The sequence below is a fragment of the Rhodococcoides kyotonense genome (genome assembly GCF_001645385.1).
Classification (GTDB): Bacteria; Actinomycetota; Actinomycetes; order Mycobacteriales; family Mycobacteriaceae; genus Rhodococcoides; species Rhodococcoides kyotonensis_B.
The window spans coordinates 115,624-130,623 of the sequence record NZ_LVHI01000005.1 but is presented as its reverse complement, the minus strand read 5'-3'; the positions used below and the strand labels follow the sequence as shown (position 1 = coordinate 130,623).

Sequence of the window (15,000 nt, the reverse complement as noted above, 5' to 3'; positions counted from 1 at the left end):
CTCCATCCTGCTACCACCTTTCTCCTCGCTGCCACCGATACTACGGCGCGGTTAGATGTTGTTCGCACAATCCGCTGGCCCTCGACAACACCGAACTGGGGTAATTAGCAGGAGAACTCGCGACTACCGAACACGACACTTAATCAGTCGTAGTTCCGTCATTCGCATATTCTGCGAATAGCTCCTCTGCGTGTAACGAGCCCTCGTGTCTCCGAAATCTACTCCTACCTGCACAAACACGCTCGGTCCGCACTGCGGCTGATGCTTTCGACGAGTGCGCGCATGCGACGGACCTACTGCACGGGTACGCCCGCGACCTGGTCTTACGTCGGTATCTGTTGCGGTTTCTGCTCTCTGACTGCAAAATATGCAGGCCGACGAAGGGTGTATGCGTGGATCGACGAGATGTTGGTGGACGGTTGATTTACCTACCGTCCGACCCGGGTCCTGTTCTCGCCGAGTCGTTCCTCGATGACGTACTCACCGGCTGGAGACGTGCACAAGCCACCCAGAACTTCCGAGCAGGAACTGCCGATCGACGAATCAAACTCATCCACCGCATGATCGACTTCGTGGGATCCCCACCCTGGCAATGGTCCCCGCATGATGCCGACGAGTTCTTCGCACATCTGCGCGGGGTGCGGAACCTCTCCCACGCAACGATCCGTGCCTATCAATCCGATGTCAGGGGCGTTCCTGGACTACGCAACGAATCCCCTCTACGAGTGGAACGAGAACTGCGGGAGGCTATTCGGGACCGTGTTTTCGCAGGTGATCACCGACTTCAACCGAGCCACCCACGTGCAGACCAACGACACCCAGGACAAACGTCGACCGTTCACCAGAACAGAACTGCAGCAGTTCTTCGACCTCGCCGATCTCGAGCCCGAACGCATCCTCAACTCAGGACGCAAGGGAGCCCTCGCCGCGTGGCGCGACGCGGTCGCGTTCAAGGTTCTGTACGGGTGGGGCCTGCGAGCCGGTGAAGGACGGCAACTCCAATTGGTCGACTGCTCACGAAACGTCCGTGCCCCCGGTTTCGGTGAATGGGGTCTGCTGCGGATCCGGCACGGGAAGGCGATGCGCGGATCCCCTGCTAAACAACGCACGGTCCTGACCGTGTTCGACTGGGCTGCCGAGGCGCTCGAGCACTGGGTGAGCTACGGCCTTCCCCGCTACGGGCTACCCGTCAGCGACCTGTTCCCCACCGACCGCGGCGGCGCCGTCGCCGGCAAAGATCTGTGGAAGCGGATGCGGAACCTGTTGGACGAGTTGGGATTCCCACCCGGTCTCGATCTGCATTCGTTGCGACGTGCCTACGCCACCCATCTGCAGACCGAATACGGATACGACCTGAGCTTCGTGCAGATGCAGCTCGGTCACGAGCACGCAGCAACTACCTCGATCTACACGATCGCCTCACCCGACTACCGGGCGCGCCACTTGGAGCAGGTGTTGGCAGAGACGCTGCGTCGCAGTGTCGGTGGACGAGACGATGCACAAGGAAGGGACGAGGGACAACAATGAAACGCGAAATCCAGTACCGATGGCGGGTCCGTGAACACATGGCCCGCGCCGGGATGAGAAACAGCCGTGATCTCGTAGAACCATTGCGAGACAGAGGAATAACGCTCTCCGAGTCGCAGATCTACAGGATCGTGGGTCAGGAACCCGAGCGGATCGCGTTCAGCGTGCTCGTCGCCCTCTGCGACATCTTCGGCATCGAAGCCGGCGACCTCGTCACCTACACAGCGACCGACGCCAGCCGTCGACGCGACAAGCGGGCAGTCAACTCGACCAGGGACGTTCCTCTCCTCGACGCATACAGGCCGGTCAGGGCACGGATCGTCGACGACGATGCCTGACCGCCCCAGAGGGCGACCCCGGACCGTCGGCGGCTCATCGGTCTGCGACCGCTGCACGATGCCAGTTCCACGGCACCGAGTCCGATGGCCCAACGAGTCACTCTGCGGTGCATGCTTCACAGCGGCGGTCCGCACCTACGGCCGCTGCGCTCTATGCGGAGCCGAACGCATGACGCCAGGACGATCGCTCCAGAGACAGCCGATCTGCCGGGAATGCGCAGGCATCACCACTGCGCTCGACTGCACGAACTGCGGCCGCGAGGCCGAACGCCTACGCGGTGGCCACTGCGCACGGTGCGTTGTCACAGCAGACCTCACCGCAGTTCTCCGACCGCACGATCCCCCAGACCTCCGTCTCAAACGACTTGCCTCCGAACTCGCGGCCGTCTCGCGGCCGGAAAGCATCATCACGTGGATGCGAGGCAAAGCCGCCGCCGAGCTGTTGAAGCACATCGGCAATCGTGACCTCGCCCTGTCTCACAGCGCTTTCGATAAGCTGCCACCCGGCCGGCACGTCGAGCACCTACGGGAAATGTTGGTTGAACTGCGCATCCTGCCTAACCGGGGCGATCCACTGCTGGCACGGTTCGAGACGTGGCTCGACAACCGCCTCGAGACCCTCGCAGACCGCCCCGAAGTCCGCGCCGCCCTCGAACCGTTCGCCCGATGGCACCACCTTCGACGCATACGCGACAACCGAGTTCGCAACCTGGACAACGCCACTCGAAATGCGAAGCAGGAAATCACCGAGACCGGGAAGTTCTTGATCTGGCTGAGCGACCACCATCAAGCGACTATCGACGCACTCACCCAGGACCACATCGACGAGTACTTTTCCACCGGGACCACCACCCGCACGGCTGCTCGCAACTTCCTCCAATGGCGAGCGAAGGCCGGAATCGGGAAACGCTACGACCTGAGGTACAGAGAGGCCCGACAAACACCGCTCGTCTCATCTCACGAACGACTGGAGTTGATCCGGACCGTCCTCGAGTCGGACACCGCACCGCTCAGCAACCGAATCGCAGCACTGTTGTTTCTCTTGTATGCGCTGCCAGTTCGTCGAATCGCCGAACTACGTTGTGACCAAGTAGAAGTCACACCAGTAGGGATCAAACTTCACCTCGGTGAACATCCCGCCCCCGTCCCACCGCCTCTACTCCCCCTGTTCCACGAGTACTTGACGTCGCGCGCGAATCAGCGAACCACCAACAATCAATCTCCGTGGCTCTTCCCGGGGACGCGGGCAGGACATCACCTCACCACGCAAGCCCTCCAACAGACGTTCAGAAGGGTCTTCGGCATCAACATCCTCGCAGTGCGCAATGCCGTGCTACACGATCTAACCAAGGAACTCGACGCCGCCACGCTCGCCGATCTACTCGGATACAGCAACCAGATCATGAACATCCACGCGGCGCGCTCGGGCGTCACGATGGGCAGCTATCCAGCGATCGGAACGAACAGAACGTAATCGACCACCGGTCATGGTCCCGGTTCAGGACCCCGCGTCGCGCGAGCTGCATCGACGAGATCGGCGGCATCCTTGAGCTTCAGACCAGGGTGCTGTTGGCGCAGCGCTTTGACTGCGGCGACTCGGTTGGGCTCGCTTGACACGATGCGCTCGACATCAGCAACCGACACGTCCGGGTCGGGCAGGACAGCCCCAGGTGACTGACGGCCACGCCACGCTTTGACGAATGTGTGAACGAACCCCACGACGACACATGCCCACACCGCCAGCTTGAACCAATTCCACGGCGCCCCAACAGATACGACGGCCCCAACGACAGACGGTCCGACCCCGCCGACCAGGCATACCAAGACGATCGCACTCAGCCAAAGCTCGATCCTGCGGCTTTCGAACCAGCGTTGACTCTTCACGATGCCTCCACCAGCTGATAGTCCCCTCTTCCGACACTGCCATGAACGGACACTACCGAAACGCGGAAGTAGTTCGTGCATCATCGGAGCTTTCGAGAGCTTGACCGGCAGGTTGCCTCCGCCAGCACGAACTATCTAATAAGTCCGATAGCTATAACGGACTTATCCAGTGAAAGTCTGCGTATTGCATCAGATGCATCATCTCGGCGTCGGCTGATCAACCGAGTCCTCCGCAAATGTTCGTCCAAAAAAGTTGTGCAGCAATGGTATGTAGAACATCTACGGCTGGGGCGTCGGCCATGTTGCATTCGTTTTGCGATGCACCGCAGATGCTACTCACCGAACCTTTTTTTCCTCCAACGCTATTGATACCGACGAATCACTCGTTCGTCGGAAATTAACGGATGCGAGGGGACATCGCTTAGGTGCTGTCGGAAGCGGGCGCGCGATACTGATCGGGGCGGTGATCCGCTCCATCGCGAAGGAACGGACGGTCGAGGGCATGCTAACGGGATGGCGCAGCCAGCAGCCGTGCCGCAATCTGCAACTCGAGACAAGTCGAGCAACACTAGTAGATAGTGCGGCGTTCCTGGACCACGCTAACGAGCCTCCCAAGGCATGGACACTGGGCATGGTCGAGGAGTTCTTTGGCGACTTCCGCTCTATTCGCCGCGCCGCTCACTGGACAAATCGTAGCTACCAGTCGTCGTTGAAGCTGTTCACTGCTACAGCAGTACCCTGCCCATGGTTGAAACCAGTTGTGCGAGAATCGGTTCAGGACGAATGCGCGTAGGTGTTCTTCGAGTGGAGTACTGCGGCACGCAGGTGAGAGCCACGTTGGCGTCCGGTACCCCTGGGGGTATCTGTTGGTATGATCGGTGACATGCGGCCAGCAATCCAACACCGGCGCCGGGGCCCGTTGTCGGTGACAGGTGTGCTGGTCGCCTTGACGGTGTTCGGGGTGCTGTTGATGCATTCGGTGATGCCGGTGACGTCGATGAACGGACCTCAGATGACGGCCCGCCACTCCGCGATGGCGCCGACACCCCGGGTCGATAGTTCGGTTCCGGTGGCGTTCGGTGAGCACGACTGCCCGTCTGGACACCAGATGATGCATCCATGCGTCGGCACCACGGTGTCCTGGCCCGCGTTGACGATCCCATCGGTGAGCATCGACGCTACGCCGTCCTTGCTTTCGGCGAACGGTCTCGATGCTCGTGCCGTCACCACGCAGGAACGCGCACCGCCGTGGACATTGTGGGAGTTGGACAGATCGGTGACCTTGCGAGTGTGACAGGGAGCCCGGTGAGCGCACGCCCACCGGCGGATCGGATTACCTCCGTTCTTCCCAGATCAGGCACTCGTACAAGGAGTTTCACATGCGTACCAAACTAGTAGTATCGCTCGCCGCTGCCGCCATCAGTGCACTCGTCGTGGCCGGCTGTAGCGACAACTCGACCGATTCGTCGATGGACGGACATTCGATGGACGGGCAGTCGATGTCCTCATCCGCGCCGTCCTCGTCGCAGGCTGCGAGCGCGTCGGCGGAGTTCAACGACGCCGATGTCATGTTCGCGCGAATGATGTACCCGCACCACGCGCAAGCAGTCGAGATGTCCGCGATGGCGCAGGGGCGTACCGACAATCCGGAGGTGTTGTCGCTGGCATCGGCTATCGAAGCCGCGCAACAGCCCGAAATGGACCAACTGACCGCTTGGCTCGCCGAATGGGGCCAGCCTGCACCGTCGGCGGACATGGGTGAGATGGAGGGGATGGACCACAACGCCGACAGCGGCATGATGACCCAGCAGGACATGGACGCCCTGATGGCGGCGTCGGGTCCGGAGTTCGACCGCCAGTGGCTGACGATGATGATCGCCCACCACACCGGCGCGATCGAGATGGCGAACACCGAGATAGCTGACGGTTCCAACCCCGACGCCCAGCAGATGGCACGCACCATCGTCGAAACCCAGCAGCAAGAAATCGACACCATGCAGCAACTGCTCGGCTGAGCTGACACCGAAGAGTTCGAAGGCCGCACCCTCCGCCCGGAAGGTGCGGCCTTCGGCTCGTTCTGCGGTGACCGTCTGAATCCGTTCAGGGGTCAAGGTCTCAGCTGCGCGTAACCGATTCACTCTGCGGCTTCGTAGTACGAAAGCTGTCAGTTCGGGTACCGGTGATGGCGTCGGGTACGAGGTCGCCGCCGACGCAGCAGCTGTGCGTCGGCGGCGACGATGATCGCCGACAACGACATCAGAATCGCGCCGATCGACATCGGCAGTACGAACCCGACCGACGCCAGCACTCCCGCCGCGAGCGGCACGGAGATCAGGTTGTATCCCGCTGCCCACCAACGTTTTGCTTCGTATTTCAGTAGGAAGCGCGAGCGATGATCACCGACAGCACCGATTCGGGGATCATCGCTGGTATTTCCATCACAGTCCGGTGGCGTCCCCGCTGCCCAGCAGGTGGCGAGGGTGTGTTGTAGCAGCGCTTTGATTCGGTCGTCGACGTCGTCCACCAGATCAAGTGCATCCGCCATATCCGCATGGGCACACCTACGAGCAGCGATTCCGCGGTCCTAGTAATTGAGGGTCGAGATCGACCGATATCGACTCGTGTACAACGCTTTCGGCAGTAGTCTCGTTGGACTGGTCGTCGAATCTGCGGCGCGTCGGCCTAGAGGTGCGCCGGGGTGGCGCGCCCATGAGGTGCGCTCGTGCGACCGTAGCGACTCCGTCCGGGGTCATGGCGGTATTGGGGAACGGCATGTGGCCCCATCGATCGATCGGCACTGCTACCGGACCTGGACTGCGTGGCCACTCTGCCATGTCCGGAGAGATGCCCCGCTGAAGATGCTCTGACAGCAGCGCCGTGGATGGGTAGCGGTCGGAGAACTGCAGCGCTGCCGCCCACCGCTCCCACAGGTCGGCCGGCGAGCTCTCGCAGCCAGTACGTGTCTGGATTCGAATCTGGTCACTTCCTCCGATCCACAGCTCCGGTCCGTCGACCGTGACGTCGGTGCGGTCCAGGGTCTGCGATCGCGGTGTAGGACAGGCCGGCGCCGGGCAGCAGGATCAGGACGGCATCTCGGCGCCCCCAACAGCGCTTCTATCGATCCGATCGCAGTGAAGTGACGCGCTCCTGGCGGTGAATGTCCGGCGTCTTGGTGTGCTCGATTGATCGCCGAGACCCGGCGCAGCTGCACCGCATCACTGTTCTGGTCCATGAACTCGGCCACCGTCATCGGCGTCGCAGGCATGGGTGTTGCGTCGGCTGCGGCGCACCAGCGACCATAGGTGGCTGTGTCCAATGCTGGTAGAAGGGGGCACAACTGCGACGCCACGCCAGGTATCGATGCTGGCGACGAACCGGGTCGCACAGGATTGTTCGTCGAGGTCAACTCTGTTGAGCGAGAGGCTCTTCCCTACCGATAGTCATTAGGCCAGCGTCAGATAGATCAGAGCGATATTGAGCGCAACGATGACGGCCGCGATCAGCCAAGCCGCACACGTGGTGATTCGGTGATTGACGTTCTCCCCCATCAATTCACGGTCCGATGTGAACCGCACCAGAGGGATCAGCGCGAACGGAATTCCGAAGGACAGGACGACTTGTGAGACGACGAGGGCGCGGCTGGGGTCGACACCTGCAGCGAGAATCGCGAGGGCGGGTACGAGGGTCACGAGCCGGCGTAGGACGATCGGAATTCGCTTGCGCAGCAATCCATCCATGATCATCGCTCCGGCGTACGCCCCCACCGATGTCGATGCCAAACCGGACGCCAGCAGTCCTATTGCGAACAGCAGAGCAACAACTGGCCCGAGCGTCTCTCCGACGGCAGCGTGTGCACCTTCGATCGAATCGACGCCTTCTCTGCCGCCGAGTGTGGACGCGGCCAACAGCAACATCGACATATTGACGGCGCCGGCGAGTAACATCGCCAATCCGACGTCGGCACGGGTGATGCGCAGCAGACGGCGCCGGGCCGGTCCGGCCTCGGGGTGGCCGTGGCGGTCTCGGGCGAGACCGGAGTGGAGGTAGACGGCGTGCGGCATGATTGTCGCGCCGAGCATGGCGGCAGCGATCAGAACGCTTTCCGCGCCGTCGAACCGGGGAATCAGGCCTCCCGCGGCCTCGGTGAACGACGGGGGCTCTACCAAGACGCTTGCCAGAAATCCGACAGCGATGACCGTGAGAAGGCCGAGGATGACGAACTCGAACGGCCGTTGACCGCGGCGGTCCTGAACCATCAGCAGGATCATCGACACTGCCCCGGTGATCAACCCGCCGAGCAGAAGCGGGAGATCGAACAACAGGTACAGGGCAATCGCGCCGCCGACGACCTCCGCGAGGTCGGTCGCCATCGCAACGACTTCCGCCTGCCCCCAATAGGCAAGCCGGGTGCTTCTGCGGGACTTTTCGCGAACGACTTCGGGGAGGGTCATTCCGGTGACGATTCCGAGTTTCGCCGACAAGAATTGAACGAGGCCGGCCATTACGTTCGCGGCCACGATCACCCAGACCAACAGGTAGCCGAACTGCGCTCCGGCACTGACATTGGACGCGACATTGCCGGGGTCGACGTAGGCGATCGCGGCAACGAACGCCGGGCCCAGTAGCGCGAACCCCGCTCGAAATCTCGACGGCGATCGGGATGCCCGGCGTTGCAGCAAAGTCATGTGATCGCACCCAACGTGGACGGACAATTTCAGAACCCTGAAAATATAGTTCGGCGACCCGAACAACGCAATGCGTGATGTCGATCCCCGCTGCGAAGCGTCAGATCGGCAGAACCACCGAGGTGACGAACTCATTGCGTATCCACGCGATGAACAATCCCCACACGCCGGTCAGCAGCGCCACGCCGACGGCGACCATGATCACTCCCCCGGCGACCTTGATTCGCTGTGAATTTCTTCGCAGCCACCCGACACCACGCATTGCCGAACTCGACCCGAAGGCCAGCAGAATGAACGGCAACCCAAGCCCCAGGCAGTAGGCGATGATCAGCGTCACTCCCCGAGCTGCGGTAGCACCTTCGGTCCCCGCGGCCACCGACAACACACCAGCGAGCGTGGGGCCCAGACATGGCGTCCATCCGAGCGCGAACACACCGCCGAGGAGCGGTGCCCCTGCAAGCGATGTGATGTTTCTGGGTGCGAATCGGGTGTCGCGCTGCAGTGCGGGGATGAATCCGATGAACGCCAGGCCCATCACGATCGTGATGACTCCGCCGACGCGCTGCAGCAGTTCTTCGTTGAGCCGCAAGGTACCGATGACACCGAATATCGACGCTGTGGCGAGTACGAACACGGCGGTGAAGCCGGCGACGAACAACCCTGCCGCCCCGGCCACCCGCCACCGGTTCGCCGATGTCGACACAGTCGAGGACCCGTTGACACCACCGGGCAGCTGGCCGGTGGGCTGAGAAGATTCGGCCCCTGCGATGCCGGCCAGGTACGACAAATAGCCGGGCACCAGCGGGACCACACAAGGGGATGCAAACGAGACGAGGCCTGCGAGCATGCACGCGGCGATGGCCAGCATCAGAGGCCCACTCGACGCGGCATTCTGGAACGCCGATCCGATGTCCTGAGACAATAGCGTCGTCATTCGGCGGCGACCCGTTGAACGACCGGGAGAAGGTCCTCGGTGAGCAGCGCACGCATGAACACTGCTGCAACGCGGTGCTGGCGATCGAGAACCAAGGTCGAGGGGATGACGCTGGTCGGGTAGCTGCCGCCTAGTGCTATCAGTGTCCGCATCGAGGGGTCGTAGATCGAGGGGTAGGAGACGTTGTTGTCGACGACGAAATCTTGGGCCTTGTCCTTCTGGGGATCTCGGACGTTGATTCCGAGGAACTGGACTCCGCTGCTCTGGGTGGCTTCGAATACTTCCTCGAGGTCGTCGGCTTCACCTCGGCACGGGCCGCACCATTGACCCCAGAGATTGACTACGACGACGTCGCCCTCGTAGTCGGACAGTGCGGTGGTCTTGCCTTCGTCCATCAGGTCCGGTCCGGTGAGTTCGCCGACGGTTCCGCGGCTTTCGGGAGGGTCGTAGAAGATGTCGGTCTGGCCGCCGGGTGCAACGAAGTCGAAACTGCCGCCGGATGCGACCGCGTCGGTGCCTGCGGAGCATCCGGAGATCGACACGGCGACGGCAACGGTGAGTATCGCGCCGACAAGCCGGTTTTCGGTCATTGTCCGTGCACGGTCCAGGCGGTGTTGGTTCATGACGTGGAGTCCTTCACTGCAGTGCGGATCTGATCCGGTGTGTCGAAGACGGTGGGATCGGTGATGCGCTCGACGGCACCGTCCGAGGTGACGATGTAGCTCAGAGGTAGGACAGGCGGGGCCGCTAGCGCGTTCTGGATGGCGCCGGTATCGACGTAGTTGGAGTATCGAATATTCATCTCTCGCAACACCATCGACGCGGCATCCGGTCGGTCTTCGACATTGATTCCGACGACCCGGATTGCCCCTTCCTCTGCGGCATAGGAGTCGAGTACAGGCATTTCGGTCCGGCACGGCCCGCACCACGACGCCCACAGGTTCAGCAGCACTGTCTCGTTGCCCAACGCGTCGGCGAGGTCGAGATCTGTCGCGTCACCGACGCAGCGCACCGTCACCCCGGCGAGCGGCCCCTGCTGTCCTGACGCTGTGGGCGTGGGGCAACTGGATGTGTACTCGGCGTCGGATGGTGGGGAGAATGCCGGTGCACGTTGGGCCGGGGTGACGGCGCCCGGCGTCGTTGCCAGGCCGGAATCAGCGCCATCGGTCCGCGGCCACAGCACCGCGATACAGACGAGCACGAGTGCGAGCATTACCAACGACCAACCAGGCTTCACGATGACCTCGAACTGGCCGCGAGGATCCCGGCGGGTGGACGAGAGGGCGGGCGGTTCATAGCAGCGTGGACCAATACGACCAAAAGCGTTGTGCAATCAAGGTAATCAATGCAAGGAACCACACCGTCACGGGAATGGAGTGATTGCGAATCAGCCAGTCCACCAGCCGACGTGGACCCGGCGACCTCACCGCGAGATCGAGGTTCCGCACGGTGACATACCAGAAGATCGGCACGGTCACCGCCCACACTGCCATGCAGTACGGACACAGCGCGCCGATCTCGTACGCACTCTGAACGATTAGCCAATGCACGAAGATCATGGCCGCGGTGATACCGAATTGAGTTGCAGCCCAAAACCATCGGGCGAACACCGCACCCGCCAGCATCGCTGCCCCGATCGAGGTGACGACCGCGAACCCGGCGATACCGATCAGGGAGTTGGGGAACCCGAACGCTGCCGCTTGCGGGGTGTCCATCACCGATCCACAGTTCAGGACTGGATTGATGCTGCAGCTCGGTGAGTAGGTGGGGTCGATCGCGAGAGTGAATTTCTCGATCGTGAGGACGAACGCTGCCACCAGCCCGATCGCACCCCCGGCCAGGAGCAACCACGGCAGGCTCCGGCCGAGGGGCCGGGCAGGCTGAATCGGCGGCGCGGCCGGGTCAGCCGAGCGCGGCATCGAGTGCATCGGCGAGGTCTCCGTAGGTTCGGGGTTCGATCTTTTCGCCGTTGAGGAAGAACGTGGGCGTCCCTTGCACGCCGAGCGCGGTGCCGTCCGTGACGTCGGCCTGGATGCGCTCGAGGGTGGCGGGGTCGGTGTAGGCGGCATCGAATGTGGTCATGTCCAGTCCGAGATCGACCGCGAAGCTGCGGAACAACTCGTCTTTCGGGGTACGTTGCTCGCCCCACTCTTCTTGGGTTTCGTACATCCGCTGGTACATCGCCTCGAACTCGCCCTGCTGCGCGGCGGCTTCGACCGCACGTGCGGCGCGTTCGGCGTTGAAGTGCGAGGCAATGGGAAAGTAGCGGGCCACGAAGGTGACTCTGTCGCCGTACTCTTCCCGCAACTGTTCGATAGCCGGGTAGGCGGACCTGCAGGCCTCGCACTCGAAGTCGAGGAACTCCACGAATGTCACACGGCCATCGGGTGCGGTGTTCAGGCGGTGACTGTTCTCGCGGACCGCGATCGACGCAGGATCGGTGCTGGCCTGTTGCGCCGTTGCGGCATCGGGTGTTCCTGATCTGTCCATCACCAGAAACACCGCCAGCGCGGCGGCGAACACCACGACCAACGCGAGGGACATCTTCAACGTGCGGCTCATTGTTCTACCTTTTCGAGTCGTTGCACTGACGTGTCGATTCGGCTGCCAGCCGACCGAGCACCTGACACACTAACAATCGTTTGAATGTTTACCTGAAGGGGTTTCCTAACGATCTCACGATTGTTAGATTGATGGGTATGTCCACCGAACCACTCGACTCGTGCGACTTGCTGTGCCTGGATCTTCCCCACGCAGAGCACGTTCGAGACACCCTTCCGACCCTCGGCGATATCGAGCCTTTGGCTGATGCTGCGCGGGCATTCGGCGACCCCACCCGTCTGACGGTCGCGCTCGCGCTCGGCACGGGCGGTCAGATGTGCGGTTGCGACATCGCGTGGATCGTCGGCCAGAGCACCAAACTGGTCTCCCACCACCTGCGCAAGCTCAAAGCCGCCAACATCGTGGCCTCCAGCAGGACGGGAAAGCTGGTCATGTATTCGCTCACCGACCGCGGAGCGCACTTGCTCGCGGTGCTGACCGAACCACTGACCCAGAAATCTGCACCAGCGTCCACCTCTGATGCGACTGCGGGAGTCGGCTATGTCTGACGCATGCTGCGGACCCACTCCACCTGCTTCGGCCGACCGGGCGCCTGAGGACGACCGTCCACCGACTCTCTGGAGGGTCCGTGAACTGCAATTCGCCGCTGTCGCCGCGGTCATCCTCGCCGCATCGTGGGCGATCAGCCGCGCGGGGGCGGATACCGTCGCCACCGCCGGCGAGTTGATCGCCGCCGCCGTCGCCGCCGCGACGTTCGTCCCCTCGACCCTGAACAATCTTCGCCGCCGCCGCATCGGTGTCGGGACATTGATGACCATTGCCCTCGTCGGCGCGATCGCGCTGGGACAGATTCCCGAAGCAGCGATGCTGGCAATCCTGTTCTCCATCGCCGAAGGGCTCGAAGCCCACGCAGTGACGAAAACCCGCCGCGGGTTGCGTGCCCTGCTGTCGCTGGTGCCCCCGACCGTGACGGTGCTGCGCGGCGGAACCGAGACGGTCCTAGCGCCCGACGGCGTCGTCATCGGAGACACGATGGTGATGCGGCCCGGCGAGCGGGCCGCGACCGACGGCATCATCGCCCGCGGTTCCACCAATCTCGATCTGTCCGCGATCACCGGGGAATCTGTTCCCATCGAAGCCAATCCAGGCGACGTGGTGCACGCCGGCGCCATCAACGGCGGCGGAGCGATCGAGGTCGCGGTCACCGCTGCGGCGGCCGACAGTTCACTTGCCCGGATCGTGCACATCGTGGAAGAGGCGCAGGATCGTAAAGGGTCCGGCCAGCGTCTCGCAGACCGCATCGCACGCCCCCTGGTGCCCTCGATCATGATTCTGGCCGTTCTCGTCGCCGGGTTCGGCGCTGTTCTGGGGGATCCGATGTTGTGGCTCGAACGAGCGCTGGTGGTGTTGGTCGCTGCATCGCCGTGCGCCCTGGCGATCTCGGTGCCGCTATCGGTGGTAGCGGCGATCGGAGCTGCCAGCCGCAACGGCGCGTTGGTCAAAGGCGGTGCAGCAGTGGAAGAACTCGGCCGCATCCGGGTCGTCGCGCTGGACAAGACCGGCACACTCACCGCAGGAACACCGCCAGTCGTCGACGTCGTCACTGCAGCCGGTGTCACCCGCGACGACGCGCTGGCCGCGGCCGCCGCACTCGAAGCGCGCAGTGAGCATCCACTGGCTGGCGCCATACTCGCCTGCACACCGACGGTCGTTGCTGCCGACGATGTCACTGCCGTGGCCGGGCATGGATTGACCGGGACCATAGACGGCGTTGCGATTCGGCTCGGAAAACCGAGTTGGTTCGACGACGATACTTTCACCGACGATGTCGCGCGGTTGCAGAGCGCCGGCGCCACCGTCGTTATCCTTGACCGCGCCGGAATTCTGATCGCGGCGATCGCGGTCCGCGACGAACTCCGCCCCGAAGCAGCAGAGGCAGTTCGCCAACTCACCGCCCTCGGAATCGACACCGCGATGCTCACCGGCGACAACGCTCTCACCGCGCAGGCCTTGGCCGCAGAAGCCGGCATCACCGAAGTCCACGCCGAATTGCTGCCCGAGGACAAAGCCCGCCTGCTTGCCGAGATCGCCTCCGGCCGAAAGATCGCCATGGTCGGTGACGGAGTCAACGACGCACCAGCGTTGGCGACCGCCGACATCGGCATCGCGATGGGAGCCATGGGGACCGACGTCGCCATCGAAACCGCCGACGTCGCCTTGATGGGTGAGGATCTGCGGCATCTGCCCCAGGTGCTCGCCCACGCTCGGCGGGCTCGGCGGATCATGGTCCAGAACATCGGCCTGTCCATCGCCATCATCGCAATACTTGTTCCGCTGGCCGCGACCGGTGTTCTCGGCCTCACCACCGTGGTGATCATCCACGAACTCGCCGAGGTTCTCGTCATAGCCAACGCCATCCGCGCGGCACGTGCGAAACCACTGGACGAGCATGCCGCCGCGGCGCCTACACCGCTGTCGGGCACGATCCACGTCGCGGTTGCGCCGCCGCCGCACCTCGACGATGCGTGCTGCGCCCCGCAGGTGAATGCTCGAGAGGTGGGGATCCTGCAGCGGCCGAATCTCCTGATCGCCTCCCCGCCAGCAGATTCGTCGAAAGCCTCTGCTGTCGAACAGTCATCGCCATGCTCTCCGGGGTGCGCGTGTTGCGCGCCTGACGATGAGGCCAGCGCACTCGAGCACCGAGCAAGGTGAAGACATGGCTGCGAACGAGACAGCGCGCACGCTTTATGCCCTCGAAATGAAGGCTGCAGCGACCGCGTCGACGAACACCGATCGATGGCATCACCTCGAACGTGCGCACATACTGTCGCAGCCGTACGCCTGGCTGCACACCAAGAATCATGCTGCGATGCTGACAGTCGCTGTGCGAGAGCATGATCGACGTGAGTCGTGGGGCCAATTGATCCGGATCGTGGTGGCAGCACCGGGATCGTGGTCCAAACGGTACCCGGTCGGCAACACCGGGCGGGTCGATGCCGGATTGACCGTGCCGATGCCGATACCCCCCGATCTCGCCGCGGCGGTGCATCCGGGCGACCGGTGAGTGGCA

General features: G+C 62.9%; 15 protein-coding genes and 1 pseudogene. 8 read left to right on the top strand and 8 right to left on the bottom strand.

The features are described 5' to 3' along the window. The first annotated feature begins 759 nt into the window (after positions 1–759). The 3 genes from A3K89_RS04815 (at position 760) to A3K89_RS04805 (ending at position 3,339) form a co-directional block, all read left to right on the top strand. Positions 760–1,527, top strand: a complete 768-nt coding sequence (locus tag A3K89_RS04815) for a tyrosine-type recombinase/integrase (RefSeq protein WP_254303422.1) — start codon at positions 760–762, stop codon at positions 1,525–1,527. Positions 1,528–1,565: 38 nt separating this feature from the next. Then, a complete protein-coding gene (locus A3K89_RS04810; RefSeq protein ID WP_371828787.1) occupies positions 1,566–1,865 on the top strand; it encodes a helix-turn-helix domain-containing protein in 300 nt (99 codons plus the stop codon). Between the two features lie 415 nt (positions 1,866–2,280). Beyond that, complete coding sequence (locus A3K89_RS04805) at positions 2,281–3,339, top strand: hypothetical protein (protein ID WP_167674233.1); 1,059 nt, start codon at positions 2,281–2,283, stop codon at positions 3,337–3,339. A gap of 11 nt (positions 3,340–3,350) precedes the next feature. On the opposite strand, the gene A3K89_RS25680 is transcribed toward A3K89_RS04805, so the two are convergent. After that, positions 3,351–3,749, bottom strand: coding sequence for a hypothetical protein (locus A3K89_RS25680; protein ID WP_068422594.1), 399 nt, complete (start codon positions 3,747–3,749; stop codon positions 3,351–3,353). 883 nt (positions 3,750–4,632) lie between these two features. Between A3K89_RS25680 and A3K89_RS04795 the strand changes: the two genes are divergently transcribed. Then, positions 4,633–5,043 (top strand): DUF6153 family protein, encoded by a 411-nt coding sequence (locus A3K89_RS04795; protein WP_068422667.1) that lies wholly within the window; start codon positions 4,633–4,635, stop codon positions 5,041–5,043. An 85-nt stretch (positions 5,044–5,128) separates the two neighbouring features. After that, a complete protein-coding gene (locus A3K89_RS04790; RefSeq protein ID WP_068422591.1) occupies positions 5,129–5,764 on the top strand; it encodes a DUF305 domain-containing protein in 636 nt (211 codons plus the stop codon). A 100-nt stretch (positions 5,765–5,864) separates the two neighbouring features. Here the strand turns inward: A3K89_RS04790 and A3K89_RS04785 are convergent. The 7 genes and pseudogenes from A3K89_RS04785 to A3K89_RS04755 form a co-directional block, all read right to left on the bottom strand. Further along, positions 5,865–6,167 (bottom strand): annotated as a pseudogene (locus A3K89_RS04785) (heavy metal translocating P-type ATPase); the annotation flags it as partial. 1,025 nt (positions 6,168–7,192) lie between these two features. Next, positions 7,193–8,434 (bottom strand): Nramp family divalent metal transporter, encoded by a 1,242-nt coding sequence (locus A3K89_RS04780; protein WP_068422584.1) that lies wholly within the window; start codon positions 8,432–8,434, stop codon positions 7,193–7,195. Between the two features lie 100 nt (positions 8,435–8,534). Beyond that, positions 8,535–9,368 carry a cytochrome c biogenesis CcdA family protein gene (locus A3K89_RS04775; RefSeq protein ID WP_068422581.1) on the bottom strand — a complete coding sequence of 278 codons (834 nt, stop codon included), beginning with the start codon at positions 9,366–9,368 and terminating at the stop codon, positions 8,535–8,537. Further along, on the bottom strand, positions 9,365–9,958 hold the full coding sequence (locus A3K89_RS04770; protein ID WP_068422665.1) for a TlpA disulfide reductase family protein: 594 nt from the start codon (positions 9,956–9,958) through the stop codon (positions 9,365–9,367). Before A3K89_RS04770 ends, A3K89_RS04775 begins: the two co-directional genes overlap by 4 nt. A gap of 29 nt (positions 9,959–9,987) precedes the next feature. Further along, positions 9,988–10,605, bottom strand: coding sequence for a TlpA family protein disulfide reductase (locus A3K89_RS04765; protein ID WP_157105233.1), 618 nt, complete (start codon positions 10,603–10,605; stop codon positions 9,988–9,990). 55 nt (positions 10,606–10,660) lie between these two features. Beyond that, a complete protein-coding gene (locus A3K89_RS04760; RefSeq protein WP_068422575.1) occupies positions 10,661–11,296 on the bottom strand; it encodes a vitamin K epoxide reductase family protein in 636 nt (211 codons plus the stop codon). Continuing rightward, complete coding sequence (locus tag A3K89_RS04755; protein WP_068422572.1) at positions 11,271–11,930, bottom strand: DsbA family protein; 660 nt, start codon at positions 11,928–11,930, stop codon at positions 11,271–11,273. The genes A3K89_RS04760 and A3K89_RS04755 overlap by 26 nt, the downstream gene beginning before the upstream one ends. 137 nt (positions 11,931–12,067) lie before the next feature. On the opposite strand from A3K89_RS04755, the gene A3K89_RS04750 reads away from it, so the two are divergent. Genes A3K89_RS04750 through A3K89_RS04740 form a run of 3 tightly spaced genes read left to right on the top strand, consistent with a single transcriptional unit; the run spans position 12,068 to position 14,994 of the window. Then, entirely contained in the window at positions 12,068–12,478 is a 411-nt protein-coding gene (locus A3K89_RS04750) for an ArsR/SmtB family transcription factor (RefSeq protein WP_068422663.1), read from the top strand. Further along, the gene (locus A3K89_RS04745) at positions 12,471–14,642 is read left to right on the top strand and encodes a heavy metal translocating P-type ATPase (RefSeq protein ID WP_068422569.1); all 2,172 of its coding nucleotides are present in this window, start codon (positions 12,471–12,473) and stop codon (positions 14,640–14,642) included. Before A3K89_RS04750 ends, A3K89_RS04745 begins: the two co-directional genes overlap by 8 nt. Positions 14,643–14,646: 4 nt before the next feature. Then, positions 14,647–14,994, top strand: coding sequence for a DUF3703 domain-containing protein (locus tag A3K89_RS04740; RefSeq protein WP_068422566.1), 348 nt, complete (start codon positions 14,647–14,649; stop codon positions 14,992–14,994). Positions 14,995–15,000 lie beyond the last annotated feature (6 nt).

Excerpts from the sequence above, each read along its gene's own strand:
- A3K89_RS04805 (WP_167674233.1), top strand. The coding sequence starts at position 2,281 with ATGCGAGGCAAAGCCGCCGCCGAGCTGTTGAAGCACATCGGCAATCGT.
- A3K89_RS04810 (WP_371828787.1), top strand. The coding sequence starts at position 1,566 with ATGGCCCGCGCCGGGATGAGAAACAGCCGTGATCTCGTAGAACCATTG.
- A3K89_RS04755 (WP_068422572.1), bottom strand. The coding sequence starts at position 11,930 with ATGAGCCGCACGTTGAAGATGTCCCTCGCGTTGGTCGTGGTGTTCGCC.
- A3K89_RS04750 (WP_068422663.1), top strand. The coding sequence starts at position 12,068 with ATGTCCACCGAACCACTCGACTCGTGCGACTTGCTGTGCCTGGATCTT.
- A3K89_RS04795 (WP_068422667.1), top strand. The coding sequence starts at position 4,633 with ATGCGGCCAGCAATCCAACACCGGCGCCGGGGCCCGTTGTCGGTGACA.
- A3K89_RS04780 (WP_068422584.1), bottom strand. The coding sequence starts at position 8,434 with ATGACTTTGCTGCAACGCCGGGCATCCCGATCGCCGTCGAGATTTCGA.
- A3K89_RS04770 (WP_068422665.1), bottom strand. The coding sequence starts at position 9,958 with ATGACCGAAAACCGGCTTGTCGGCGCGATACTCACCGTTGCCGTCGCC.
- A3K89_RS04790 (WP_068422591.1), top strand. The coding sequence starts at position 5,129 with ATGCGTACCAAACTAGTAGTATCGCTCGCCGCTGCCGCCATCAGTGCA.
- A3K89_RS04760 (WP_068422575.1), bottom strand. The coding sequence starts at position 11,296 with ATGCACTCGATGCCGCGCTCGGCTGACCCGGCCGCGCCGCCGATTCAG.
- A3K89_RS04740 (WP_068422566.1), top strand. The coding sequence starts at position 14,647 with ATGGCTGCGAACGAGACAGCGCGCACGCTTTATGCCCTCGAAATGAAG.
- A3K89_RS04745 (WP_068422569.1), top strand. The coding sequence starts at position 12,471 with ATGTCTGACGCATGCTGCGGACCCACTCCACCTGCTTCGGCCGACCGG.
- A3K89_RS04775 (WP_068422581.1), bottom strand. The coding sequence starts at position 9,368 with ATGACGACGCTATTGTCTCAGGACATCGGATCGGCGTTCCAGAATGCC.